This window comes from Stenotrophomonas sp. ASS1 (genome assembly GCF_004346925.1).
GTDB classification, from domain to species: domain Bacteria; phylum Pseudomonadota; class Gammaproteobacteria; order Xanthomonadales; family Xanthomonadaceae; genus Stenotrophomonas; species Stenotrophomonas maltophilia_A.
The window spans coordinates 1,988,372-2,012,196 of the sequence record NZ_CP031167.1 but is presented as its reverse complement, the minus strand read 5'-3'; the positions used below and the strand labels follow the sequence as shown (position 1 = coordinate 2,012,196).

Here is a 23,825-nt window from a genome sequence, read left to right as displayed (position 1 = left end):
CTACTGCATTCGAACGATCTTCAACGCACGACGTTCAACACTTCGTAGCACGCGCCCATGGTGTGGTAATCCACCTTGCCGGCAGGGCTTTTCTCGTCGCTGTACTTGCGGTTGTCGGCATCGAGAATGCGGAACCATGCACCGTACTGGTGGTCGACGAAGTGCTCCCACGAATACGCCCAGATGCGTTCGTACCACTGCCAGTAGCGGTCATCGCCGGTACGCTTGGCCATCAGCGCGGCGGTCGCCAGCGTTTCGGCCTGCACCCAGAAATACTTGTCGTCGTCGCAGACGAAGCTGTCGCCGCCGATCGGGGCGCCGTCCATACCGGGCTGCCGGCGCGATTCCGGTGCGAAGCCGTAGTACAGGCCACCACGGGTGTCGTCCCAACTGCGTGCGACGGCGACGTCGAACAGATGCTGCGCGGTCGGCACCAGCCAGTCGGCCTGCACGTGGCGATCGAGGATCAGCAGCAGTTTGGCCCACTCGGTCTGATGCCCCGGCTGGAAGCCCCACGGGCGGAACAGGTGCTTGGGATCGTCCAGGTTGTAGTCCCAGTCGATTTCCCAGTTCACATCGTAATGTTCCCAGACCAGGCCACCGGCCTTGGCGGCCTGGCGGCGGGTCATGTTGTCGGCCAGCTGCAGCGCGCGCTCGACATAGCGCTGCTCGCCACTGGCCTCGAACGCGGCCAGCATCGCTTCGCACATGTGCATGTTGGCATTCTGGCCGCGGTAGCCGGTGAAGTTCCACTGGCCATCGGCTTCGTCTTTATACAGGCCATGCTGCGGCTCCCAGAAGCGTGCTTCCAGCAGCTGCCAGGTCTCGTCCATCCAGTCGCGGGCCTGCTCGATGCCGGCCTTCAGTGCGCAGCTGTAGGCCAGCAGCACGAAGGCCACGCCGTAGCAGTGGTTCATGTCATCCTCGACCTTGCCGTCGCGCAGGGTCCAGGCATAACCGCCGGTGGCCGGGTTGCGGTGCACCTCGCGCAGATAGCGCACGCCATGCTCGACAGCCTCCCGGTATTCGGCATTGCCGAACTCGCGGTAGGCCATCGCATAGTTGAAGACGAAGCGGGTGCTGCTCACCAGGTGGCGGTGGCTGGCATCGTAGATGCTGCCGTCATCACGGAAGTAGTGGAAGAAACCGCCGTCCGGATCGATGCAGCGCGGGTGGTAGAACGCCATCGTGTCGGCGATATGCGCGCGCAGGAACGCGGGCGAACGGAAATCGGGCGAGGTGCTCATGCGGTAATGTCCTGGGCCTGCAGCAGCTGCTGCACTTCATCGAGCGAGGGCATCGCGGCGAACGCGCCCTTGCGGGTAACAGCCAGCGCACCCACGGCGGCGCCGAAGCGCAGCGTGGCGGTGATCGCCTCCGGGTCCTGGCAGAACGCGGCGAAACCAGCACCCGCCCCACCCCGCTCCAGCAGGCCCACCAGCACGCCACCGACGAAGGCATCGCCGGCGGCCGTGGTGTCGACCGTGGCCACGCGGAAACTGGTCACCGTGCCGTGGTTGTCGCGGGTGTACCACTGCAGCGTGGCCGCGCCATCGGTGACGATCACCCAGCGCGCCTGCGCGGCCAGCAGGCGCCGCAGCACCACCGCCTCGCCATCGGCGCCCAGCGGTGCGGCCAGGTAATCCAGTTCCTCGCGCGACAGCTTGACCAGGTCGGCGCGCTCCAGCGCCTGCCACAGGCGCGGCGTCGGATCGACGTCGACGGGCCACAGTGCCGGGCGCAGATTCAGATCGAGGCTGACCACCGCACCGGCCGCGCGCGCACGATCCATGCCGGCGAAGGTCGCCTCGGCGATGGCCGGCTCGGTCAGGCTGTTGGAACAGACGTGGAAGCACTGCGCGCTGTCGAGGCACTCCGCCTGGAAGTCACTGTCACGGAACAGCAGGTCAGCCGCCGGCGGGCGGTAGAAACTGAAGCTGCGCTCGCCACTGGCATCCAGCGCGACGAAGGCCAGCGCAGTCTTGGCGGCGTCGGTGCGCACGATGTAATCCGTGCCCACGCCGTGCTGGACCAGACTGTCGGCCAGGAAGTCACCGAACATGTCGCGGCCAAGCATGCCGACGAACTGGGTCTTCGCCCCCAGCCGCGCAGCCGCCACCGCGACGTTGGCCGGCGCACCGCCGGCGTACTGCAGGAACGCGCGCGGGGTATCGGCCGAGGCCGGCGGCTGCGCTAGTAGATCGATCAAAATTTCGCCGAAGCAAACGATGGCACCCATTCCGGACTCAGCCTCCCTGCGTTGCGGAGGCCGGCGTACGCGCACCGACCAGTCCGTAGAAAATGATGTAGCCGTAGCACAGCAACGGCAGGATGAAGCTGGCCTGCACACCGATGTGGTCGGCCAGCACGCCCTGCAGGTACGGCACCACGGCACCGCCGACGATGGCCATGATCAGCAGGCTGGACCCCTTGTTGGTCAGCGGGCCCAGGCGCTCGATGCTCAGCGCGAAGATGGTCGGGAACATGATCGAGTTGAACAGGCCGATCGCCACCACCGAATACAGCGCGACGTTGCCGGAGCTCAGCATGGTCGTGACCAGCAGCCCCACATTGACCAGCGCGAAGATCGCCAGCAGACGGCTGGGCGAGAAGCGCGCCAGCAGCGCCGAACCGGCGAAGCGGCCGATCATCGCCATCGTCCAGTAGGCCGACACGTAATGCGTGGCCTGCTGCTCGCTGAAGCCGCCGATGTTCGGCATCGACAGGTAGTTGACCAGGAAGCTGCCGATCGACACTTCGGCGCCGACGTAGAAGAAGATGCCCAGCACGCCCAGCAGCAGGTGGCGCTTGCGCAGCGCATCCAGGTAGCTGTGATGGTGGCCCTGGTCGGCCTGCTCGGTGGCATCACTCAGCGCCGGCAGGCGGAACAGGAACACGAACAGCGCCAGCAGCACCAGCGCCACCGCCAGGCCCACGTAGGGGCCCTGCACGGCCTGCGCCTCGGCGGCACGGTAGGCCAGCTGCTCGGCGGCCGGCAGCGCCGCGATGTCATCGGCACTCTTGACCGTGTTGGACAGGATCAGCATGCCGCCGAAGATCGGCGCAATGGCCGTGCCCAGCGAGTTCAGCGCCTGCGCCAGGGTCAGGCGGCTGGAGCTGGTCTGCTCCGGGCCCAGCAGCGCAACGTAGGGGTTGGCAGCGACCTGCAGCACGGTGATGCCGGTGGCCAGCACGAACAGTGCGCCGAGGAACGCGCCATACACGCGCAGCTCGGCCGCCGGCCAGAAGCCCAGCGCGCCGATGCCGGCGATCACCAGGCCGGCCACGATGCCCTTCTTGTAACCCAGCGCCGCCACCAGCCGACCCGCCGGCAGCGACATCAGGAAATAGGTGCCGAAGAAGGTGAACTGCACCAGCATCGCCTTGGCGTAGTTCAGCTCGAACACCGCCTTCAGGTGCGGGATCAGGATGTCATTGAGGCAGGTCAGGAAGCCCCACATGAAGAAGATCGTGGTGACGACAGCCAGCGCCTTGCCGTTGGTAACGGCGGGTGCGTTGCCCGAAGAACCCGATGGACGGGGCGTTGCGGAGATCGGCATGCGGTACGCGCCTCGATGCGCGGAAGGTCGTTGTTGCGTGGAAGGGGTGTATGGAAGGAATCAGTTCGGTCGTGCGGCACTGCTTTCGCGGATGCGCAGCTGCACCGGCGCGACCGTGCGCCGTGGCGGCGCATCCGGCTCGTCCAGTCGTTGCAGCAACAGCGCGGCAGCTTGCCGGCCCCGCTCGCGCGGATCGGCAGTGAGCGTAGTCAACGGCGGCACCGCGACCGACGCCTCGGAAATATCATCGAAACCGGTAACGGCAAAGTCACCGCCCGGACGGATGCCACGCGAATTCAAGCCCAGCATCAAGCCCAGCGCGACGGTGTCGTTGTAGCAGACTGCTGCACTCGGCCGATGGCCGTCGGCAAACAGCTCATCGGTGCGCGCCGCAGCTTCCAGGCGGTTCGGCGCCGACTCGATCATCCAGCCCGGCGGCAGCGACAGACCGGCCTCGGCCAGCGCCTGCTGGAAACCGGCACGGCGCTGGTGGCACGAGCTCGATGCAGCGTGGCCGCCAAAGAAGGCGATCTGGCGATGGCCGCGTTCGATCAGGTGGCGCGTGGCCAGATAGGCGCCGTGCTGGTTGTCCAGGGTCAGGAAATCCCAGTCGGCCCCGTCCAGCTCGCGGTTGAACAGCAGCACGTTGGCATTGGCACCCAGTGCCTGCCGCAGCAGCGCGGTATCGCTGCCCTCGGCCGGCGACAGGATCAGGCCGGCCGGGGTGTGCTCCATCAGCGTGGACAGCACCGCCTGCTGCCGCTCCGGCGATTCACCGGTACTGCCGAGCAGGGTCACGTAACCGCGTCCGCCCAGCGCCTCATCCACGCCGGACGCGAATTCGGCGAAGAACGGGTTGGACAGATCGTTGATCACCAGCGCGATGCTCGACGAGGTCCGCCGGCGCAGGTTGGCCGCCGCGCGGTTGTAGACATAGCGCTGGCGACGCAGCTCGGCCTCGACCTTGGCGCGGGTATCGACGTTGACCAGCGGGCTGCCGCGCAGCACCAGCGATACGGTTGCCCGTGACACGCCGATGGCACGCGCGATGTCGGTCACCGTCACCGCCTTGCCGGCGCGCTTGCTGGGACTGCTGCCGTTGTCGTTCATCGTCTTCCCGGACTCCGCTGGATGCTCAAGCCTAATGGATCAGGGCCCTGTCGTGCCGTGCCGTTCGCTGGGTCACCGCGAACGGCACAGTCCGTCTCAGCGCAGCTGGCTACCCGGTGCCGCACACCAGGACACCGGCAGGTCCTTCACCGCCGTGCCCCAGCCCTCCTCCGGCGCCTTCGCATCGAGCGCGAACTGCAGGCGCGGGCCCTGCTGCAGCTGGTTCCAATCCAGCCACACCGGCGCATGCGCCTGGTCATCGACCTTCACACCCTGCACGTACTGCAGGCGGCGGCCATCGGCACCCGGCGCGTCGATGCGCAGGGTGCGGCCATTGCCCATGTCCACTTCCACCTTGTTGAAACGCGGGGTGTGCAGCAGGAACTGGCCGCTGCCGGGCACCGCCGGATACACGCCGATGGCACTGAACAGGTACCAGGCCGACATCGTGCCGAGGTCATCATTGCCGGTCACGCCATTCGGGGCATTGGTGAACAACTGCTGCGCGGCACGCACCACGGCGGCGGTCTTCCACGGCTGGCCGATCAGCGTGTACAGCCACGGCGAGTGCAGGTCCGGCTCGTTGTTCGGGTTGTAGCGGAACTGGTTGTAGTAGCTGTACGGCCCGACCACCCACTCCTTGCGGGCTGCATTGAGCGGGTCGGCCTGCAGCGCGTCCATCGCGAAGAACGCATCCAGGCGGCGGCCAGCCTGTTCGCGGCCATCCATCGCTTCGACCAGGCCCGGCACGTCCTGCTGCGCCAGCCACTGATACTGCCACGCCGTCCCCTCATGGAAACCATGGTGCGAGCGCGGGCTGTAATGGCCATCGGCCGGCGTGTACCACTGGCCATCTTCGGTACGCGGGCGCGGGAAACCGGTGAAGCCGGTCTCGGCGTCACGCACCTGCGGGTCCCACACCTTGCGCCAGTTGCGGCCGCGCTCACGCAGCGTCGCCGCGTCCTGCGCATGGCCCAGGCCATCGGCCATCTGCGAGAGCGCACAGTCGGCCAGCGCGTATTCCAACGTGGCCGAACCGCCGTGGTGCGGATCGACGTCCATGCCCTTGGATGGGAATGCGCGGTCGTAGACCACGTAGCCCTTGTCCAGGTAGGTCGGGTTGCCGGAACGGCCGGCCATCCGCGAGTTCAGCGGCGGCGTGCCGAACGCGTTGCGGCGCAGCGCATCCCACGCCTGCGATTCACGGCCCTTGAGCGCACCGAAGCGCCACAGGTCGACCATGAACGGCGTGACCGGATCGCCGGTCATGATGTTGGTCTCGAAGTTGGCATAGCCCCAGCGCGGCAGCCAGCCACCCTGCTCGTCGATCGCCAGCAGGGTACGGCCGATGTCACGCGCCACGTCCGGGCGGGTCAGTGCCAGCCACTGGTTCTGCGCGCGGTAGGTATCCCACAGCGAGAAGTACTCGTAGTAGGTCCAGCCATCGGCGCGGTGGATACCATCGTCATAGCCGCGATAGCGGCCGTCGGCATCGTTGCCGGTCATCGGCTGCAGCAGCGCGTGGTAGGCCGCGCTGTAGAACACGGTGCGGTCATCGGCCGTACCGCCCTGCACACGCACCCGACCCAGCTGCTCGCGCCACGACTGCTGGGACAGTGCGCGCATGCGGTCGAAACCGAGCAGCGCCCCACCCTGCATGCCGTCTGCGCGCAGATTGATGCGCGCGCCTTCGGCGTCCACATGCGAGATCGCGCTGACCGCCGTCACCGACTGGCCCTTGGCCAGGTCGAAGCTGAGCCAGGCGCCGTTCGGCTTCTGCTCGCCTTCCATGCTGTGGCGCGCACCCGGCAGGCCACCGCCTTCGCCCCAGGTACCGTGTGCCTTGAACGGGCGGTCGAACTCGATGCGGAACCAGGTGGTGTACTGATGGCCACCACAGAAACTCTTGGTGACCAGCTTGCCTTCCACCACGCGGTCGCCGACCACATCAACCACGCTGCCGATCACCGAGTGGCGCTCGTTCGCCTGGCCGACATTGACCAGCACGTGGCCATCGCCACTGCGCTGGCTGAAGGTGTAGCGCTCGGCCGCGGCACGCGTACGCGCGGTGGTCTCGGCATCGATGCCGCCGTAGCTGGTCAGCCGCACCTTGTAATAGCCCGCCTGGCCGATCTCGCCGTCATGCGTGTACGACGCGGCATAGGCCTTGTGGTCAAACTTCTTCGCGTTGCCGGTATCGAAATCGCCGCCGGGACCGATCGAACCGGTCACCGGCAGCACCGACACCTGGCCACCCTGCTCCCAGCAACCTGCGCCGGAGATGAAGGAGTGGCCGAAACCGCGGATCTTCTCGTCGTCGTAGCGCCAGCCCGAATAGTGGCTGCCGATCGGGCTGACCTGGATCAGGCCGAACGGTGCCGACGCGCCCGGGAACGTGTTGCCGTCGTCCTTGCTGCCGATGAAGGTGTTGACCTCGCGCTCCAGCGCAGCCGGTGCAGCCTGCAGCAGCACCGGCACTGACGATAGTGCGAGCAGGCAGGCCAGGCGCATCAGCGGGCGCGAGGACAATGGGACGGCGGGAGCGGACGGCACTGGACGCATGTCGGGTTCCTGTAGTCGATGAGGCGGAGGCAGACGGCCGGGGCCGTCCGGCACCTTTCCGCTGAGCCTCGCCATGACTGGCAGAAAGCTCCCCCTGGAATGACGCCCGACCCACCAGACCGTGAATTTAGATCGATTCAAGTAGAGCATGCAGGTTCAGCCGAATGCATTCTGCGGCGCAGCATGAGAGGGGGCTGCTCGGCAGGGCTGCGCCCTGCACCCGCTCCGAGCTGGAGCAACAGCAACAGCAACAGCAGAAGCTGATTTCCTGTGGGGAGGCGGGGTGGGTCCGGTTGCGGGGGCCGCTGCAAGTACGTCCATGTAAGCTCGGTCGCCGCATCCATGCGGCTCACGCCCCCGCAACCGGACCCACCCCGCCTTCGACAGTTTCTCGCGATCTGCAGTAGATCCACGCCATGCGTGGATCAATCTCTGTCGGATAACGAAATCAATCGGGATCAGATCCGTTTTCCAACGGAAAACGGATCTGATCCCATGACCCCGCGTGATTCCAGGACCTATCCAACCGTCACCGGGAAACTGTCAAAGGCGGGGCGGTGTCGGATTGCGGGGTGTCCGCGGCATGGGTGCCGCGGCCAAGCCTCCAGGGTCGGATTCACGGCGTCCCCGCAATCCGACACCGCCCCGCCAAACCAACAGAAAACCAGAGCCGCTTTGGCTTTGGCTTTGGCTGTTGCCGGCCAGCGGCCGGCACTACAGCAGGTGCAGGGCGCAGCCCTGCCGCCCCACCCTCCCCTGCGCACGAAAACGATTTCACTGATTTCAGCAAACCGTCATGCCTTCGCCACGCCAGTACCATATTGCGGAGCAGCATGCGCCCGCGGGCGACCCATGCTAAAAAACGCCCGCCCATCGCTTAGATCGATCCAAGAACGACACTGCGATGGCCGGGAGTTGGGGGAGCAGCAACAGGACGTACCAGGCCACGCGCACGGTGCTACTGCCACTGCATGGCAATAGCGACAATGTCACTTCAAATTAGATCGATTCAAGTTGTCCGTGCCACGTCACCGGATCAATCCAGGAGAGAGGGAGAGATGGGAATGAAGCATTCAACACGTACGCATGGCCAGGACGCACTGGCGCTGGCCATCGCGCTGGCCCTGGTCGCCGCCGTCATTCCGGCTGGCGCCGCCGCGCAGCAGGCCACTTCCACCGGCTCGCAGGAAGCCACCAACCTGGACAGCGTCCAGGTCACCGGCTACCGCTACGCCATTGAAAAGAGTCTTGAGCAGAAGCGCGACGCCAACGCCGTGGTCGAAGTGATCACCGCCGAAGACGTCGGCAAGTTCCCTGACAAGAACGTGGCCGACGCACTGCAGCGCGTGCCCGGCGTGGTCATCACCCGCAGTGGCGGCGAAGGCAAGAGCGTCAGCGTGCGTGGCCTGGCACCCGACCTGACCCTGACCCAGTTGAACGGCAACTACGTGGCCACGTCGGAAACCAACGACGAAGCCACCCGTTCGTTCAACTACACCCTGTTGCCGTCGAACATGCTGTCCAGCGCCGAGCTGTTCAAGTCGCCGGAAGCACGCATCGATGAAGGCGGCATCGGCGGCACGGTCATCCTGCACACCCGTCGCCCGCTGGACATGGAATCCAACTCGGGCTTCGTCACGCTCGAGGGCACCTCCTCCGATACCCACCACGATATCGACCCGCAGGCGTCGGCCCTGTATTCGTGGCACAGCAAGGACGAGCGTTTCGGCGTGCTGATCGGCGTGACGCAGCAGAAGCGCACCACCCGCACCATGGAAGCCAGCACCGAGGACTACCAGTGGTACGGCGCCGGCAAGGCGCGCGATGCCTATGGCAACGTGCAGGCGCAGGATGGCATCCACTACTGGTGGGGCAAGTCCGGCTTCAACAACCAGACCGGCGGCAACTACAGCGACTTCTTCATGCCGACGTCGGTCAACTTCGCGGTGAAGGAAGAGAAGCGCGAACGCAAGGGCGGCCAGCTGACCTTCCAGTTCAAGCCGGTCGACAACGTTACGATGACGGCCAACTACTTCCGCTTCGAGCTGCAGGGTGACTACACCCAGAACATGCTGAAGATTCCGGAATGGAGCATGGCCCGCTTCAACGGCGATGGAAACTGGGCCGGCGGCCGCCTGCTCAACGGCCTGGATTTCGATCCCAGCGGCAACACCGTTACCGGCGCCCAGTTCGAAAAGCTGGCTGGAAAGACCTACTACTGCAGCGAAGACCAGGCCAAGGCCGCTGGCCTCAAGCCCGGCGGCTGGGGCCCAGACGACTGCACGGTTCCGACGCCGCAGCTGACCGGTGGCTACAGCAAGGAAAAGGCGCTCTCGCAGACCGCTGACCTGACCATCGACTGGGACATCAGCCCGCTGTGGAAGGCCTCGTTCACCGGCGGCCGTACCTGGTCCGAAGGTGGTCCGTCGATGAACTTCCGGATGTCGGCCAAGCCGCGCCGCAAGGTCGGCAACGATTACCTGTCGGGCAACCTGTACAGCGCCTGGGACCTGACCGGTACGCCGTCGGCCACCTTCTCGCCCGACCTGCAGCAGCAGCTGATGAACGGCATCGCCGAAGTCGACACCGGCTCGACCGATTCGTCGTGGAAGCGCACCGAGGTCAAGCAGAACTACTTCCAGGCCGACGTCACCAAGCTGTTCGAGTCCGGCTGGCTGGACTCGATCCAGTTCGGCGCCAAGTACCGTGACGGCAAGGTCCATCGCAATACCGGCAACACCTACTGGGTGTGCCCGGGCCGCGACCCGGCCGACTATGACAACAGCCGCTACCAGAGTGGCTGCGATCCGACTGCGGGCGACGCGCAGCCGGGCTTCTTCCTGTCCAATCCGATCAGCAACATCGCGGGCGGCTTCAATGCCAACGTGTTCCCGGGCATCAACTACCCGGCCTACATCGATTACCTGAACAAGACCTACGGTGGTTCTCACAACCGCACCGAGGAAGACTTCGTCTACAACGTCAACGAGAAGATCTACTCGGGCTACTTCCAGGCCAACTTCCGCACCGAACGCGTGCGCGGCAATGTCGGCGTGCGCGTGGTGCGCACCAAGCAGTTCGCGCAGTCCTCCGACTCGATCGAGAAGTTCAACGACTACTTCCTGGACAACGCGTCCGGCGCACCGATGGCGTGCACCGATCCGGCCGCTGCGGCCTACCCGACCTACAGCTGCGAGAGCGGCTTCGTGCGCCTGCCGCACGATCTGGCGCAGAGCAAGACCTACAGCCTGATCGGCGTGGATCGCACCTACACTGACGTACTGCCGAGTTTCAATATCGCCTGGGACATCACCGACACGCTGGTGCTGCGTGGTGCCGCATCGAAGGTGATCGCCCGCCCCGGCTACACCGACATCGCAGCACCGGGCGCACTGAGCTACTACAGCGAAGAGTACGTCAATGATCGCCGCGTTGCCGGTGGCGCATCGACCGCAGGCTGGGTCGGCCAGGGCAGCAACAAGCAACTGGAACCGTTCAAGGCCACCCAGTTCGACCTGGGCCTGGAGTGGTACTTCCAGCCGGGCGCGGTCGCCGGCGTCGGCCTGTTCCGCAAGAACGTGGACAACTTCACCCTGCCGGTGGTGCGCGACACGCCGATGGTCATCAACGGTGAAGCGGTGAACGTGCAGCGCTACGAGACCCAGGCCAATGGCCGCGATGGTGTCTCGCAGGGCGTCGAGCTGTATGGCCAGTACACGTTCGATTTCGGCTTCGGCGTGCAGGCCAACTACACCTACAACGACACCAACCTGGCTTCCATTGTTCTGGACGGGCAGGAAATCGGCTCCTCGCCACTGGTCGGCAGCGCCAAGAACCAGGCCAACGTGACGGTGTTCTACGAGAACGAGAAGTTCCTCGCGCGCGCCTCGTTCAACCGTCGCGGCCAGGTGGTCGGTGGGCTCAACAATGGCCTCACCGTCTACACCGAGCCGTATGACCAGCTGGATCTGAACGTGGCCTACAACCTGACCCCGGACTGGACCCTGACCGCCTCGGTGATCAATGCCACCAAGTCCGAGCAGCGCGTTCACCTGGGCAGCGACACCAAGGCACGCCTGATCTCCAATACCTACGCAGGCCGCCAGCTGTACTTCGGCGCTACCTGGAAGTTCTAAGGCAACACCGGGTTGCCCGGGCCTGCCCGGGTGCAACCCACGCCCCGCCCTGGCGGGGACGTTCCTCCACGGCAGCCACGCTGGTACAGGTGGCTGCCGTTTTCATTGGTGCTTTGTCTTCGGTTCAGCCCTGCGCTTGACCCTGCCAATGTTGGAAGGTGCACACTGGCGCCACCCCAAGAGCACCGAAGGAGCTACAGATGGAATTCCACGTGGAAGGCATGACCTGCGGCGGCTGCGCACGCAGCGTGACCAAGGCGATCGAGCTGGTCGATCCGCAGGCCAGCGTGCAGGCAGATCCGGCCAGCCGTCGCGTGCAGGTGCAGACCTCGGCCAGCGAAGCGCAGATCGTGGCGGCGCTGACCGATGCCGGCTTCCCGCCGCGCACGGCCTGATCCCCTAGCCTGCGCCTGCAACGAAAAACCCGCCCGGTGCAGCTGCACCGGGCGGGTTTTTTCATGCATGCAACGCCAGGTCAGTGCTTGTGCGTGCGGCGCCGTACTGCACCGGTCTTCGCGGTCTCCGGCGGTGCCAGGGTCTCTTCGTCTTCGCCCAGCCGCTGCAGGATCGGGCATTCCGGGCGCTCATCGCCCGCACAGCAGCTGATCAACGACTTCAGCGTGTCGGCCATCTGCCGCATGCTTTCGATACGCTGCTCCAGGTCGGCGATGTGCTGTTCGGCAAGATGCTTGACGTCGGCACTGTGCCGCGAGGTGTCGTTCCACAGGCCGAGCAGATCGGCGATCTCGGCCACCTGGAAGCCAAGATCGCGCGCCCGCCGAATGAAGCGCAGGCGGTGGATGTCCGCCTGCGAATATGCCCGGTAGCCGGACTCGGTGCGATCGGCCGCAGGAATCAGGCCGATCTGTTCGTAGTAGCGGATCATCTTCGCCGAAACGCTGGAGGCCTTGGCGGCTTCACCGATGTTCATGCGGTTCTCCTTCAGTGGCTCGCAGCGGGGGCATCCGCCATCGGCGGCTGGAAGCGGCGCAGGCGCAGTGCGTTGCCCAGCACGAACACGCTGGACAGTGCCATCGCACCGGCGGCGAACACCGGCGAGAGCAGCACACCCCATACCGGGTACAGCACGCCGGCCGCCACCGGAATCAATGCGGTGTTGTAGGCGAAGGCCCAGAACAGGTTCTGCCGGATGTTGCCCAGCGTTGCCTTCGAAAGCGCGATGGCATTCGGCACGCCCTGCAGGTTTCCCGACATCAGCACCACATCGGCCGACTCCACCGCGATATCGGTGCCGGTGCCGATGGCCAGGCCGACATCGGCCTCGGCCAGCGCCGGCGCATCGTTGATGCCGTCACCAACGAAGGCGACATGGCCGTGCGTGGCCTTCAAGCGACGCACCGCTTCGACCTTGCCTTCCGGCAGCACCTCGGCAACGACTTCATCGATACCCAGCTGGCGTGCGATCGCCTGCGCGGTGCCGGCATTGTCGCCGGTGATCATCGCCACCTTCAGGCCCAGCTGGTGCAGTGCCGCGATCGCGGCCGGCGTGCTCGGCTTGATCGGATCGGATACTGCGATGATCGCTGCCAGGCGTCCATCGATGGCCGCGTACAACGGCGACTTGCCCTGCGCGCCGAGTTCGGCCGCCAGCGCTGCAAACGCGGTGATATCCACGCCAAGATCGCGCATGAAACGATCGGCGCCGACCTCCACCCGTGCGCCGTCTACGCTGGCGCGTACGCCCATGCCGGTGACCGACTCGAAATCAATCATCGACGGCAGCGCGAGGCCCTGCTCGGTGGCTGCATCGACAATGGCGCGGGCGATCGGATGCTCCGAACGTGATTCCACGGTAGCCACCGCGGCCAGCACTGTGCCGCGATCAAAGCCGTCGGCGATCTCCAGGTCGGTCAGGCGCGGGCGGCCTTCGGTCAGCGTGCCGGTCTTGTCCACCGCCACCACCTGCGCGTCCTTCAGCAACTGCAGCGCTTCACCCTTGCGGAACAGCACGCCCATCTCGGCGCCACGACCGGTTCCGACCATGATCGACGTCGGCGTGGCCAGACCCATTGCACACGGGCAGGCGATGATCAGCACCGCCACCGCATTGACCAGCGCGAAGCTCAGCGCCGGCGATGGGCCGAAGATCAACCAGACCGCGAAGGTCGCCAGTGCGGCCAGCATCACCGCCGGCACGAACCACAGGGTGACCTTGTCGACCACCGCCTGGATCGGCAGCTTCGAGCCCTGTGCCTGTTCGACCATGCGGATGATCTGCGCCAGCATGGTCTGCGCGCCCACCGCCGTGGCACGCACGGTCAGTGCACCTTTCTGGTTGACCGTGCCGCCGACCACGCTGCTGCCCGGCTGCTTCTCGACCGGAATCGGTTCGCCACTGATCATCGACTCGTCGATGTAGCTGCGCCCCTCGATCACCTCGCCATCGACCGGCACGCGCTCGCCCGGGCGCACTTCCACCACATCGCCGCTCAGAACCTCGTTGACCGGGATCTCGATCGTGCGGCCGTCACGGATCACATGCGCGACCTTGGCCTGCAGGTTGACCAGGCGCTTGATCGCCTCCGAGGTACGGCCCTTCGCGCGCGCCTCAAGGAAGCGGCCGAGCAGGATCAGCGCGACGATCACCGCCGCTGCTTCGTAGTAGACGTTCACCGTGCCCGGCGGCAGCAACCGCGGTGCAAAGGTTGCCACCACCGAGTAACCGAACGCTGCGGCGGTACCCACCGCCACCAGCGAGTTCATGTCCGGCGCCAGCCGCAGCAGTGCCGGGAAACCCTTCTGGTAGAAACGGCGGCCGGGAATGGCCAGCACCAGCAGGGTCAGTACGAACTGCAGGTACCAGCTGGTCTGCATGCCGATGGTGGCCATCACCCATTCGTGCATGCCGGGAATCAGGTGCGACCCCATTTCCAGCACGAACACCGGAAGTGCAAGTGCGGTGGCCACGATCAGGTCGCGTTTCAGTTCGGCGCGCTCGGCATCCTTCTTTTCCGCCGCTTCGTCATCGGACTGAACGCCCGCTTCGATGGCATGGGCGGCATAACCGACCTTGTCGATGGCCGCTACCAGCGCATCCACAGCGGCCACGCCGCGCACCGTGGCGCGTTCGGTGGCCAGGTTGACGCTGGCCTGGCTGACGCCCGGTACCGCCAGCAGCGCGCGCTCGACGCGACCGACGCAGGAGGCACAGGTCATGCCTTCCACTGCCAGCTCGATGGTGCCGGCCGGCACGTCATAGCCCACCCGCTCCACCGCCTGGATCAGCGCGGCGCGATCGACCGGACCGGACGCGCGGATATCCGCGCGCTCGGTGGCCAGATTGACCGAAACACTGCCGACGCCCTCGACCTTGGACAGCGCCGCTTCGACACGGCCGACGCAGCTGGCGCAGGTCATGCCCTCGATGGGCAGGCTGATGGTGGACGGGCTTGCGGGGACTGCAGTGGCGCGGGGCGTGCTCATGATCGGATTCCCGGGGTTCCTTCTGGATGCGGACAGGCTAAACCTTGCCATCGTGGGAAGGTCAAATCCAGCCTGTCCGCATTTCCTGAATGGGCATCCAGGTGTCCGCATCCACGCATGGCGTGGATCTACTGACGATGGGCAGTCTCGTTAGAAGGTGAACACATACTCCAGCGCGAACTCGCGGCCGACCGCGCCCAGCAACCGGGTCGGGGCGAAGTCGTAATCCAGCTTGTACGGGTCCTTGTGGTTCCAGCTGGCCGAGTTGAACGCGTTGTTGACGTAGACGTTGACCTTGGCGTGCTCGGTCACCTGGTAGCCCACGTTGAAGTTCCAGGTGATGAACGGCCCGACCCGCCCGTAGTAGCGCGCCGTCTGCTGGCCGGCGTTGGGATTCGGATTCGGCGAGCCGTCCGGACGCGTCGCCGGCTCCAGGCAGTTGAGCGACGGGCTGTCGCTGGGCACGTAACCATCGGCGAACGGCAGGCAGCCGCCAGGATTGTTCAGGCGATCGGTGCCCCAGTGGTAGCGCACGCCCGGCACCGAACCGATGCGATCGGCATAGACATTGGCATTCCAATTGCCACGCTGCCAGGCCAGGCTCGCGCGCAGCTTGCTGCGCAGGTCACGGTCACGACGCTCCGGGTTCGGATCGTTGGCGTAACGCTGTTCCTTGGTTGAGATCTGGTTGGTGTAGTTCAGGCCGAGCTGGAAGCTGCCCCACTGCGCGGTTTCCAGGCGATAGCGCGCGGTCAGGTCGATGCCGCGCACTTCGCGGCTGGCCAGGTTGAACGGGCCGCGCTCGATCGATACCAGGCGGCCGTTGCTGTCACGGTTCACGCGGGCCAGGATGCCGGCGCAGTACTCGCCACCGGCCGGATTGGCCCACGGCGTACCGTCCATGTTCTTGCCGGTCAGGCAGCCCGCTTCGCTGGCCAGCACCTCGTCGGAGCCAACGTCGACGATCATGTCTTCCAGCTTGATTGCCCAGTAGTCGGCACTGACCGAGAGATTGGGCATCACGTCCCAGACGAAACCGACCGTCCACGAATCACCGGTCTCCGAGCGCAGCAGCGGCGTGCCACGCCGGTTCACATCGAACGTGTACCAGACATCGGTATTGCCCACGCCACAGTTGTTGACCAGGTACGCACCGCTCTGGATGCAGCGCAGGCGGTCATAGGTCTGCACTTCGGAGCTGCTGGGCTGGCCCAGCAGGTAGTGCATGTCCGGCGCATGGAAGCTGGTGGCATAGGAGCCACGCACCAGCAGCGACTCCACCGGGCGCCATTCCAGGCCGACATTCCAGGTGGTCTCCTTCTGGCTGCCGATGTCCAGCGCTTCGCCGCTGTTGTCAGCCTTGTAGCTGCCATAGCGGTCATAGCGCGCGGCCGCAGTGGCGGTCACGCTTTCCAGCAGCGGAATCTTGAACTCGACACCGGCCGAATAGCGGGTGCGCTCGCCGCCACCGCGATCGACGTTCTGCAGGTCGAAGTCGATGCCGGCGCGCGGATCGGGACTGAGGTGATAGCCCTGCTGCGCGACTTCGGCCACCGCCGCGAACGAGATGGGGCCGGCCCAGCCCTGGAACAGCTCGCCGGTGATGTCCGCCGACGCCTGGTTGACCCATGAGGACGCACGGTTGTTCGCCACCGTGCCCATCTGCCAGTACTGGTCCGGCGTCAGCGGGTTCCACCAGCGCGATTCGTTCAACGCATAGATCGCCTCGCCGTCGGCGGTAGTACCCAGCTTCGGGCCGAGGAAATAGTCGTACGACTTCTGCTTGTCGACCACGTTCTGCCGCTCTTCGACGCGGTAGTAGGAACGGCCCACCGTGGCGCTCCAGTCGAAGCGATCGGCCAGGCGACCACGCAGGCCCGCACTCCAGTCCCAGGACAGTTCGCGGTTGGTGTTACGCAGCGTATCCAGGCCGCCCACCTCGTTCGGGGTGAACTGGCGCACGCCGAGGATCGGGCGGTTGCGGTTGGCATCCCAGTAGTAGCCGTTGTCATCGTCGATCAGCGACACGCCGGGCGGATTGGTGCCCCAGATCGCTTCGGAGCGGTACACCGCCAGGTTGGTCCAGGCCTGCAGGTCATTGCTGAAATCGAAGGTGGCATACAGGTTGCCGGACACGTTCTCGGCACCGCCGGTGAGCAGCCAGTTGGCGTAGTCGGCGCTCATGCCGCACAGGCGGCCGGTGTTGGTGATGGTGTTGGCGGCGTAGTTGTAGACCAGGCGATCGGCGGTGTAGTACTCGCCATCGAACTTCTCGCAGGTGCCGGTGGGCGGCGCCAGGCGCTGGCCGGTGGTGGGATCGATCAGCGCCAGGCCGGCGGTGGGACGGAAGCCGACCTTGCGTTGTTCCATGTTCCAGGACGGGTACGGCGCATCGTCGGCATCGTCCATCTGCGGACGGTCACGTCCGAACAGCGGATCGCGCTTGGTGTACTGCAGCGCGTAGGTCACGCTCCAGTTGTCGCCGGTCTTGCCGCCGGCCCAGGACAGATCCCAGGTATCGCGGCCGCCTTCGGTGGAGGTACCACCGCGCACGCGTACTTCGTCGCCGTCATAGTTGGTCTTCAGGATGACGTTGACCACGCCGGCGATCGCATCCGAGCCATAGATGGCCGAGGCGCCACCGGTCAGTACTTCGATGCGCTCGACTGCGGCAGCGGGAATGTTGCCGTAGTTGGAGAAGTTGGTTTCGCCACCGTAGGGCAGCGGGTAGTCGGCCACGCGGCGGCCGTTGACCAGCAGCAGCGAGCGGTTCGGGCCCATCCCGCGCAGGTTCAGGCCGCTGGCATTGGGCGTATGCGAGCCCCACTGCGAGGCCGCCTCGACGGTGCCGGTGGCTTCAGTGAGTGTCTTCAGCGCGTCGTACACGCTGACGAAGCCTTCCTTCTGGATCTGTGCGGCAGTGATCACGTTGACCGGCGCCGGACCTTCGACGCTGGCGCGCTTGATGCGCGAACCGGTGACGGTGACCGCGTCGAGATCCTTGGCGGACGAGTTGGCGGCCTCCTGCGCGCTGGCCGCCAGGGGCAACAGGGCCAGGACCAGGGCCTGGGACAGCAGGTGACGACGCTTGCGGACGATCTGAGCCATGGGTGGTTGCTCTTCGAAAGTGTGGACGCACGGACGGGTGGTGGCGCGGCACTACGGCTGATCCGGGCACCTGGATCGGTTCAAGACCGATACGGCGCCCTCCCCTGTGGATCGATCCAAACTAAAGCACAGCTGAACCGCGCCGGGCATGCGGCGACGCAGCAACACTTGGCGTAATGCCGTTATCGGCTGCAGGTATCCAGAACAATCAAAGGGTTGCGAAACATCGCTGAGAAGACGGCGCACACGTCAATGACACGATCGCGACAATCGTGCGCGGAACTATTTTGTCCGCCCCCAGCGGCTTCTCTCGTCCGATTGAGCCGGGACAAAACGGCCATTGCGGAGTGCATAGTGGCTTGAGCCCTTTCCGTCGGACCCGGCACCCCACCACGTGATGGTGAACCCGTCGTGCTGCCAGACCACCGAGGAAAAGTCGGACTCACTTTCGGGACTTCCCGAGTTCTGGCTGGCCAGGGACACGGTCTCAAGGCAACTACTGATCAGTATCCTGCCCCGCTCGACAGGCTTGGGCGGGATCAATTCGTAGACGTAGAGTTCGATCTCGCGCCCCGCGCCACAACGGCCCATCGGATTATCGGCGTTTGAATCGAATACCTGATACAGCGCGCGAAAGCGCTTTCCCCCAACTTCATGCATGCGCCTGTCGACGAATGCGCCCCGAGCGGCTGGCGCCAGTTTCACGCCGGGCATAGGCAGGATCTCTCGACCTTCCTCGCCATTGGCTTCGTGCCACTGCCACACGGATGCCGAAACCTCTTCGGCGCCACTCGCACTGAGCGCAAGCAAACAGGAGAGCAGCGGAAGCAGTTGAAACATCTGGGCGCTCGCGGTCGAAGGATGGTCGGCCACACTGTCCGGACTGATACCGTGCTCCGCCATATGCAGACGCAGATGACGTTTACTTTCCGTGACTTGCCGCTTCGACCCCGGCAATCACATGTGCCTGAAGCGTCATCTGATCCAGCGCCCCATCCATCGCGAACAGTGGGGTCGGAGCCCTTCTGCGAAGGGATCCGACCCCGGCGGCGTTCAACCGTCCAGCGCCTGCCGCAGCGAAGCTACGGTGGCGGTCGCGGTCTGGCTCCAGTCCGGGTCCAGTCCGCGCAGCGCCGGGTTCTGGAACTGCATCGCCGAGCGGCGCAGGCCCTTGGCCGAGGCGTGCAGTTCGGTGCAGCCGGTCTGCCTTGCCACGGTAGCGATGTTGCCCGGTGCCAATCCGGCACCAGCCATCACCGTAATGCGGCCTGCTGCCTGGGTAACGAGGCCTGCCAGCACATCGGCACCGGCCTCCGCACTGACCTGACCGCCCGAGGTCAGCACGCGCTGGCAGCCCAGCCCGATCACCTGCTCCAGCGCGGCGGGCAGATCGCGGGCGGCATCGAAGGCGCGATGGAAGGTCACCTGCAACGGCCCGGCAGCCTGCACCAGCTCGCGGCACAGCGCCACGTCGATCCCGGCCTGTACATCCAGCGCGCCGATCACCACGCCATCGCAGCCCAGTGCGCGGCACTGCGCGATGTCACGCAGCATCAGTTCGGCTTCCAGCCCGTCGTAGTGGAAGTCGCCCGGGCGCGGCCGCACCAGCACGAACAGCGGAATCGACAGGCGTTCGCGGGCAATCGCAATGCTGGCGAACGACGGTGTGGTGCCGCCTTCGGCCAGGTTGTCGAACAGCTCGATGCGGTCGGCACCGCCGGCCTGCGCGGCCAGCGCCGATGCCAGCGAATTGCTGGCGATCTCCAGGGTGAGCCGCGTGCTCACGTCTGGGTGCTCGTGTAGATCGATGGCGAGTCGCGCAGGTCATCCTGGCGCTGTGCATCGCACACCGCATAGACAAAACCACGATGCAGCGCGTAAGCGCCGACCTCACCCTGCTTGTTCATGGCCAGGAAGCAGACCTGCAGTGTCTTGCTCGCTTCAGGGCGCTTGCGCACCACGCGGTCGATCGCTTCGCGGCAGGCCCGCGCCGGCGAGCGGCCCTGCCGCATCAACTCGACTACCAGGAACGAGGCGGCGTTGCGGATCATCTCCTCACCCACGCCCGAAGCAGTGGCCGCGCCCACTTCGTTGTCGACGTACAGGCCGGCACCGATGATCGGGCTGTCGCCGACGCGACCGTGCAGTTTCCAGGCCATGCCGCTGGTGGTGCAGGCACCGGCCAGATGGCCCTTGGCATCCAGCGCCAGCATGCCGATGGTGTCGTGGTTGTCGCTGTTGCCGGGAATACCGCGGCGCTCGGCATTGATCTGCGGCTGGTACTTCTCGGTCTTCAGCCACTCGCGCCAGGCCGCTTCGGCCTGCGGCGTCAGCAGGTGCTTGCGCTCGAAACCCTGCTGCACCGCGAACTGCTGCGCGCCCTCGCCCACCAGCAGCACGTGCGGGCTGTTCTCCATCACTTTGCGCGCCACCGACACCGGATGCAGGATGTCGACCAGCGCAGCCACTGCACCGCAACGGCCATCGCCGTCCATGATGCTCGCGTCCAGGCTCAGCACGCCGTCGCGATCCGGGTTGCCGCAATGGCCGACGGTGGGGTTGCACAGCTCGCTCTCGGCCCAGCGTGCGCCTGCTTCCACCGCATCCAGCGCGCTGCCGCCCTGCGCCAGCACCTTCCACGCGGCCTGGTTGGCCGGCACGCCGAAGTCCCAGGTCGAAACCACCCTGGCACCACCCTGCGTGCGCGCCTGCACGCCCGGCAATGCCGCCATGCCTGCGGCCAGGGCACCGGCCTGCAGGAACTGCCTGCGATCCACCATCTTCCCCTCCCAGTCTGCAATGCACGGCCGGCCCGATGCCGGCCCTGCCGATCAGTCGTGCGTGGGCTGCCGTGCGGCGTGCCAGACCGCTGCACCGAGCACGCCCAGCTGGCCGTGCTCCACCCGCCATACCGGCACCTGGCGCAGCACCTCGGTCAGCACGCCCTTGTTGAGGAAGCGCTCACGGAAGCGGCCATCGGCCAGGAAATCCTGCACATGCGCGGAAATGCCCCCGGCCAGGTATACCGAGCGCGCGCCGACGGCGATCGCCGCGTCGCCGGCCAGGCTGCCCAGCCAGGCACAGAACACCTGCAACGTTTCCACAGCAAGCGCGTCCTCGCCACTGCGCGCGGCGCCGATCAGTGCCTCGGTGCTGGTCCACACCGGGGTGACGCCGCGCAGTTCGCACAGGCACGGATACAGGTTCATCAGGCCGCTGCCGGAAAGCACCCGTTCGTTGTCCACGTGCGGCCAGCGCTGCAGCAGTTTGCCCAGCACCTGCAGTTCCAGCGCGTTGCCGGCGCCGAGCGCGGCATGGCCGATCTCGCTGGCCAGCACCGGGCGCTCGCCATCGGCGAAACGCAGCGCGGCACCCAGGCCGGTACCGGCACCCAGCACCAGCGCCGGGAAGGCCTGCGCCGGATCGGCGTCGCCATTCAGTGGGACCAGGGTTTCCGGCTGCAGGTACGGGATGGCCAGCGCCACCGCTTCGAAATCATTGATCAGCTGCAGTTCGCGCAGGCCGGACTGTTCGCGCGTGGTCGACAGCGAGACTGTCCACGGCAGGTTCGAGTTGATCAGCACATCGCCATCGAGCAGGCCGGCGATGGCGACCACCGCGGTCTGCACCGGCTGGCCAAGGCATGCGGTGAAATCGGCCAGGATCGCGGCCAGGCTGGGATGCTCGGCGCAGGCATAGGTGCGATGGCTGCCCAGCCGCGGCGCCTGACCGGGTTGGGTCTCAGCCAAGGCCAGGCGGGCGAAGGTGCCGCCGACATCGGCAACGACCAGATGGCGCGGACGACCGCCGCGGGCGGAGTCGGAGGAAACCGGGGACGCTGCTGCGATGGTCACGCTGGCCTGCTTGGATCGATTGAATCGCCCCGATTCTCAGGCATCGGGGCGGCTTTGCCTAGCGCGCCGATGGTTCAGGTTGGCCTACATGCCTTCCTGTTCGGCCACCTGCACGCCATCCACCAGCACGCGCAGGCGCTGCGGGCGGAAGCCGGCGAACAACAGCGGCCGGGTGCGCTCGACCAGTACTTCGTGGCCGGCGATGTGACGCAGCCACGACTGTACCAGCGAGAACGAGAAGTGGGTGCCCGGATGCAGCGGGTGCTGCACCCAGACCTTCTCGGTGGCGCTCTGCAGCAGCATCGCGCCGGTGAACCAGTGGCGGCTGAGGGTCACCGGCGTGGTGCCGGCCATGAAGCGGATATCCATGCGGGGTCCTTTCGCGTTGGGCAGCGGCGCCCTGGATCAGGGCTGGGCAGTCTGCAGGCTGTAGCTGGTGGTCGCGGTGAACACTGCACCATCAGGCTGGGTGGAGCGTACTTCGACCTTGTGGCTGCCTGTTGCCAGGTCGGTCGGCAGCGCGCCCCGCCACAGGTGCGGCGACGCGGTGGCCTCCGGCGAACGGTCGTAGCCGCGCAGGCCGTTGGCCAGATCATCGGCCACGTTCTCCACCATCAGGCGCGGATCGGGCTGGCTGACCTGCTTCATCGGCTGCCAGGCGCCGCCATCCACGCGGTACTCGACCACGCTGGCGTCCTCACCCATGTAGACGTTGGCGTAGACACCCCACGCCGGATAGGCCCCCTGGCGCAGTACCTTGGGTGCATGCAGGCCGATCTGCTCGCTGGCCGGCTTGCCGGCCACGCGGTACTGCAGCTTGTAGCTGCCGTTGCCGGCCACGTCGAGCAATGCATAGCCCTTCGGCGTGCCATCGCTCATGGTGCTGTCCGGCACGCCAGCGGCATTCTTCACCCCCGACCAGAACGCACCGCAGTTGGCACCGACGTTGTATTCGTGCAGCGGCTTGTCGCCGTTCCAGCCCTCGGCCTTGCCGTGGTAGACGTGCTGCTGGGTGTGGCTGTGGCCGCTGAGCACCAGCACGTTGCGGAAGTCCTTCAACAGGTCGAACAGGCGCTGGCGATCGGCGTGGCGGAAGGTCTCGCGCCCCGGCGCGGCGTCGAACAGCGGGATGTGCATGCCCAGCACCAGCAGGCGATCCTTGTGCAGGCCCTTCAGGTAGCTGGCAAGGAAGGCGAACTGGTCTTCGCGCAGGCCACCGACATACTTCGGCTTGGCCTTGGGGTCGTACACCACGTCGTCCAGGAACACGAAGCTGGCGCCGCCCTCTTCCACCGCGTAGGTGTCCGGGCCATAGATGTTGCGCCAGCTGTCCAGCGAGTGTTCGTCGCTGGCCGCATCGAAGTCGAGGTCATGGTTGCCCGGCACGTGGAACCACGGCACGCCAAGCGCGGTGGTGACCTTGTTGATCGCCGGGTACAGGGTCAGGTCGTCGTTGACGATGTCACCCAGGGTGGTGCCCATGCGCGCCCTGGTCTGGCCAACCAGCGGCGCCACGATCGACTGCTGGTAGTAGCCGATGTCCTTCAGGCTGGCGGTCTGCGAATCGGTGAACACCAGCATCTGGAAACCACGGCGGCTGTCATGGCGATCCGACTGCAGGGCGAAATCCCAGTTGCGGGTGACGTCGCTGGTCGCGGCGATGCCAGCGTACTTCAGCGCCGGTGAACCGTTCGGGCGGTAGTGGCGCCAGAACGAAGGCAGGCCATCGGCCGCCTTCGGGAACGAATACGCATCGGGCTTGATCACGAACACGGTCTGGCCGTCGCGCACCGGCAGGCTGTAGCTGCCGTCGGCGGCCGTCTTGACGATGGTCTCGCCGTTGGAAACCTGCACCCCGGCCAGACCCGGATCGGTCGCACCGCGCCCGGGTTTGCCGTCGCGCTCCAGGTAGACCTTGCCGCTGACCACGGTATCCGCGGCCCAGGCCGGCGAGGTCAGCAACAGGCAGCACAGCCAGGCGGCAGGCAGTTTCATGGGCGGTCCGGGAAAGAAAGACCGCCTATTGTAGATTCCGCTGATGACATCGCGCA

General features: G+C 66.0%; 16 protein-coding genes. 2 read left to right on the top strand and 14 right to left on the bottom strand.

The genetic code is table 11. The features are described 5' to 3' along the window. Window positions 1–20 precede the first annotated feature (20 nt). The 5 genes from MG068_RS09555 to MG068_RS09535 form a co-directional block, all read right to left on the bottom strand. Window positions 21–1,247 carry an AGE family epimerase/isomerase gene (locus tag MG068_RS09555; protein ID WP_049398497.1) on the bottom strand — a complete coding sequence of 409 codons (1,227 nt, stop codon included), beginning with the start codon at window positions 1,245–1,247 and terminating at the stop codon, window positions 21–23. Then, window positions 1,244–2,239 carry a carbohydrate kinase family protein gene (locus MG068_RS09550; RefSeq protein WP_071228227.1) on the bottom strand — a complete coding sequence of 332 codons (996 nt, stop codon included), beginning with the start codon at window positions 2,237–2,239 and terminating at the stop codon, window positions 1,244–1,246. Before MG068_RS09550 ends, MG068_RS09555 begins: the two co-directional genes overlap by 4 nt. 7 nt (window positions 2,240–2,246) lie before the next feature. Then, complete coding sequence (gene fucP / locus MG068_RS09545; protein WP_071228226.1) at window positions 2,247–3,560, bottom strand: L-fucose:H+ symporter permease; 1,314 nt, start codon at window positions 3,558–3,560, stop codon at window positions 2,247–2,249. A gap of 60 nt (window positions 3,561–3,620) precedes the next feature. Next, window positions 3,621–4,670 (bottom strand): LacI family DNA-binding transcriptional regulator, encoded by a 1,050-nt coding sequence (locus MG068_RS09540; protein WP_049424705.1) that lies wholly within the window; start codon window positions 4,668–4,670, stop codon window positions 3,621–3,623. A 96-nt stretch (window positions 4,671–4,766) separates the two neighbouring features. Continuing rightward, window positions 4,767–7,232 (bottom strand): GH92 family glycosyl hydrolase, encoded by a 2,466-nt coding sequence (locus MG068_RS09535; RefSeq protein ID WP_132810014.1) that lies wholly within the window; start codon window positions 7,230–7,232, stop codon window positions 4,767–4,769. Between the two features lie 1,058 nt (window positions 7,233–8,290). Here MG068_RS09535 and MG068_RS09530 point away from each other — a divergent pair. Further along, complete coding sequence (locus tag MG068_RS09530; protein ID WP_132810013.1) at window positions 8,291–11,368, top strand: TonB-dependent receptor; 3,078 nt, start codon at window positions 8,291–8,293, stop codon at window positions 11,366–11,368. Between the two features lie 200 nt (window positions 11,369–11,568). After that, window positions 11,569–11,763 carry a heavy-metal-associated domain-containing protein gene (locus MG068_RS09525; protein WP_021204511.1) on the top strand — a complete coding sequence of 65 codons (195 nt, stop codon included), beginning with the start codon at window positions 11,569–11,571 and terminating at the stop codon, window positions 11,761–11,763. A gap of 80 nt (window positions 11,764–11,843) precedes the next feature. Here MG068_RS09525 and cueR read toward each other — a convergent pair whose 3' ends face one another. From cueR to MG068_RS09480, 9 genes are all read right to left on the bottom strand, one after another. Continuing rightward, window positions 11,844–12,299 (bottom strand): Cu(I)-responsive transcriptional regulator, encoded by a 456-nt coding sequence (cueR, locus tag MG068_RS09520; protein ID WP_132810012.1) that lies wholly within the window; start codon window positions 12,297–12,299, stop codon window positions 11,844–11,846. Between the two features lie 11 nt (window positions 12,300–12,310). Next, window positions 12,311–14,812: a heavy metal translocating P-type ATPase gene (locus tag MG068_RS09515; RefSeq protein WP_132810011.1), complete on the bottom strand. Its 2,502-nt coding sequence runs from the start codon at window positions 14,810–14,812 to the stop codon at window positions 12,311–12,313. A gap of 150 nt (window positions 14,813–14,962) precedes the next feature. Further along, entirely contained in the window at window positions 14,963–17,920 is a 2,958-nt protein-coding gene (locus MG068_RS09510) for a TonB-dependent receptor plug domain-containing protein (RefSeq protein ID WP_132810010.1), read from the bottom strand. A gap of 282 nt (window positions 17,921–18,202) precedes the next feature. Beyond that, window positions 18,203–18,760 (bottom strand): hypothetical protein, encoded by a 558-nt coding sequence (locus tag MG068_RS09505; protein ID WP_049398561.1) that lies wholly within the window; start codon window positions 18,758–18,760, stop codon window positions 18,203–18,205. Between the two features lie 213 nt (window positions 18,761–18,973). After that, a complete protein-coding gene (locus MG068_RS09500) occupies window positions 18,974–19,705 on the bottom strand; it encodes a copper homeostasis protein CutC (RefSeq protein WP_071229221.1) in 732 nt (243 codons plus the stop codon). Beyond that, window positions 19,702–20,700 (bottom strand): glycosylasparaginase, encoded by a 999-nt coding sequence (locus MG068_RS09495; protein ID WP_132810009.1) that lies wholly within the window; start codon window positions 20,698–20,700, stop codon window positions 19,702–19,704. The genes MG068_RS09500 and MG068_RS09495 overlap by 4 nt, the downstream gene beginning before the upstream one ends. 51 nt (window positions 20,701–20,751) lie before the next feature. Next, window positions 20,752–21,774, bottom strand: a complete 1,023-nt coding sequence (locus MG068_RS09490) for a glucokinase (RefSeq protein WP_071229223.1) — start codon at window positions 21,772–21,774, stop codon at window positions 20,752–20,754. A gap of 84 nt (window positions 21,775–21,858) precedes the next feature. Then, window positions 21,859–22,143, bottom strand: coding sequence for a hypothetical protein (locus MG068_RS09485; protein ID WP_005409434.1), 285 nt, complete (start codon window positions 22,141–22,143; stop codon window positions 21,859–21,861). A 36-nt stretch (window positions 22,144–22,179) separates the two neighbouring features. Then, window positions 22,180–23,769 carry a calcineurin-like phosphoesterase C-terminal domain-containing protein gene (locus tag MG068_RS09480; protein ID WP_132810008.1) on the bottom strand — a complete coding sequence of 530 codons (1,590 nt, stop codon included), beginning with the start codon at window positions 23,767–23,769 and terminating at the stop codon, window positions 22,180–22,182. Window positions 23,770–23,825: the final 56 nt, after the last annotated feature.

Bases quoted from the DNA above. Each gene is read 5' to 3' on its own strand.
- MG068_RS09555 (WP_049398497.1), bottom strand. From the start codon at position 1,247: ATGAGCACCTCGCCCGATTTCCGTTCGCCCGCGTTCCTGCGCGCGCAT.
- MG068_RS09550 (WP_071228227.1), bottom strand. From the start codon at position 2,239: ATGGGTGCCATCGTTTGCTTCGGCGAAATTTTGATCGATCTACTAGCG.
- fucP (WP_071228226.1), bottom strand. From the start codon at position 3,560: ATGCCGATCTCCGCAACGCCCCGTCCATCGGGTTCTTCGGGCAACGCA.
- MG068_RS09540 (WP_049424705.1), bottom strand. From the start codon at position 4,670: ATGAACGACAACGGCAGCAGTCCCAGCAAGCGCGCCGGCAAGGCGGTG.
- MG068_RS09535 (WP_132810014.1), bottom strand. From the start codon at position 7,232: ATGCGTCCAGTGCCGTCCGCTCCCGCCGTCCCATTGTCCTCGCGCCCG.
- MG068_RS09530 (WP_132810013.1), top strand. From the start codon at position 8,291: ATGGGAATGAAGCATTCAACACGTACGCATGGCCAGGACGCACTGGCG.
- MG068_RS09525 (WP_021204511.1), top strand. From the start codon at position 11,569: ATGGAATTCCACGTGGAAGGCATGACCTGCGGCGGCTGCGCACGCAGC.
- cueR (WP_132810012.1), bottom strand. From the start codon at position 12,299: ATGAACATCGGTGAAGCCGCCAAGGCCTCCAGCGTTTCGGCGAAGATG.
- MG068_RS09515 (WP_132810011.1), bottom strand. From the start codon at position 14,812: ATGAGCACGCCCCGCGCCACTGCAGTCCCCGCAAGCCCGTCCACCATC.
- MG068_RS09510 (WP_132810010.1), bottom strand. From the start codon at position 17,920: ATGGCTCAGATCGTCCGCAAGCGTCGTCACCTGCTGTCCCAGGCCCTG.
- MG068_RS09505 (WP_049398561.1), bottom strand. From the start codon at position 18,760: ATGTTTCAACTGCTTCCGCTGCTCTCCTGTTTGCTTGCGCTCAGTGCG.
- MG068_RS09495 (WP_132810009.1), bottom strand. From the start codon at position 20,700: ATGGTGGATCGCAGGCAGTTCCTGCAGGCCGGTGCCCTGGCCGCAGGC.
- MG068_RS09485 (WP_005409434.1), bottom strand. From the start codon at position 22,143: ATGGATATCCGCTTCATGGCCGGCACCACGCCGGTGACCCTCAGCCGC.
- MG068_RS09480 (WP_132810008.1), bottom strand. From the start codon at position 23,769: ATGAAACTGCCTGCCGCCTGGCTGTGCTGCCTGTTGCTGACCTCGCCG.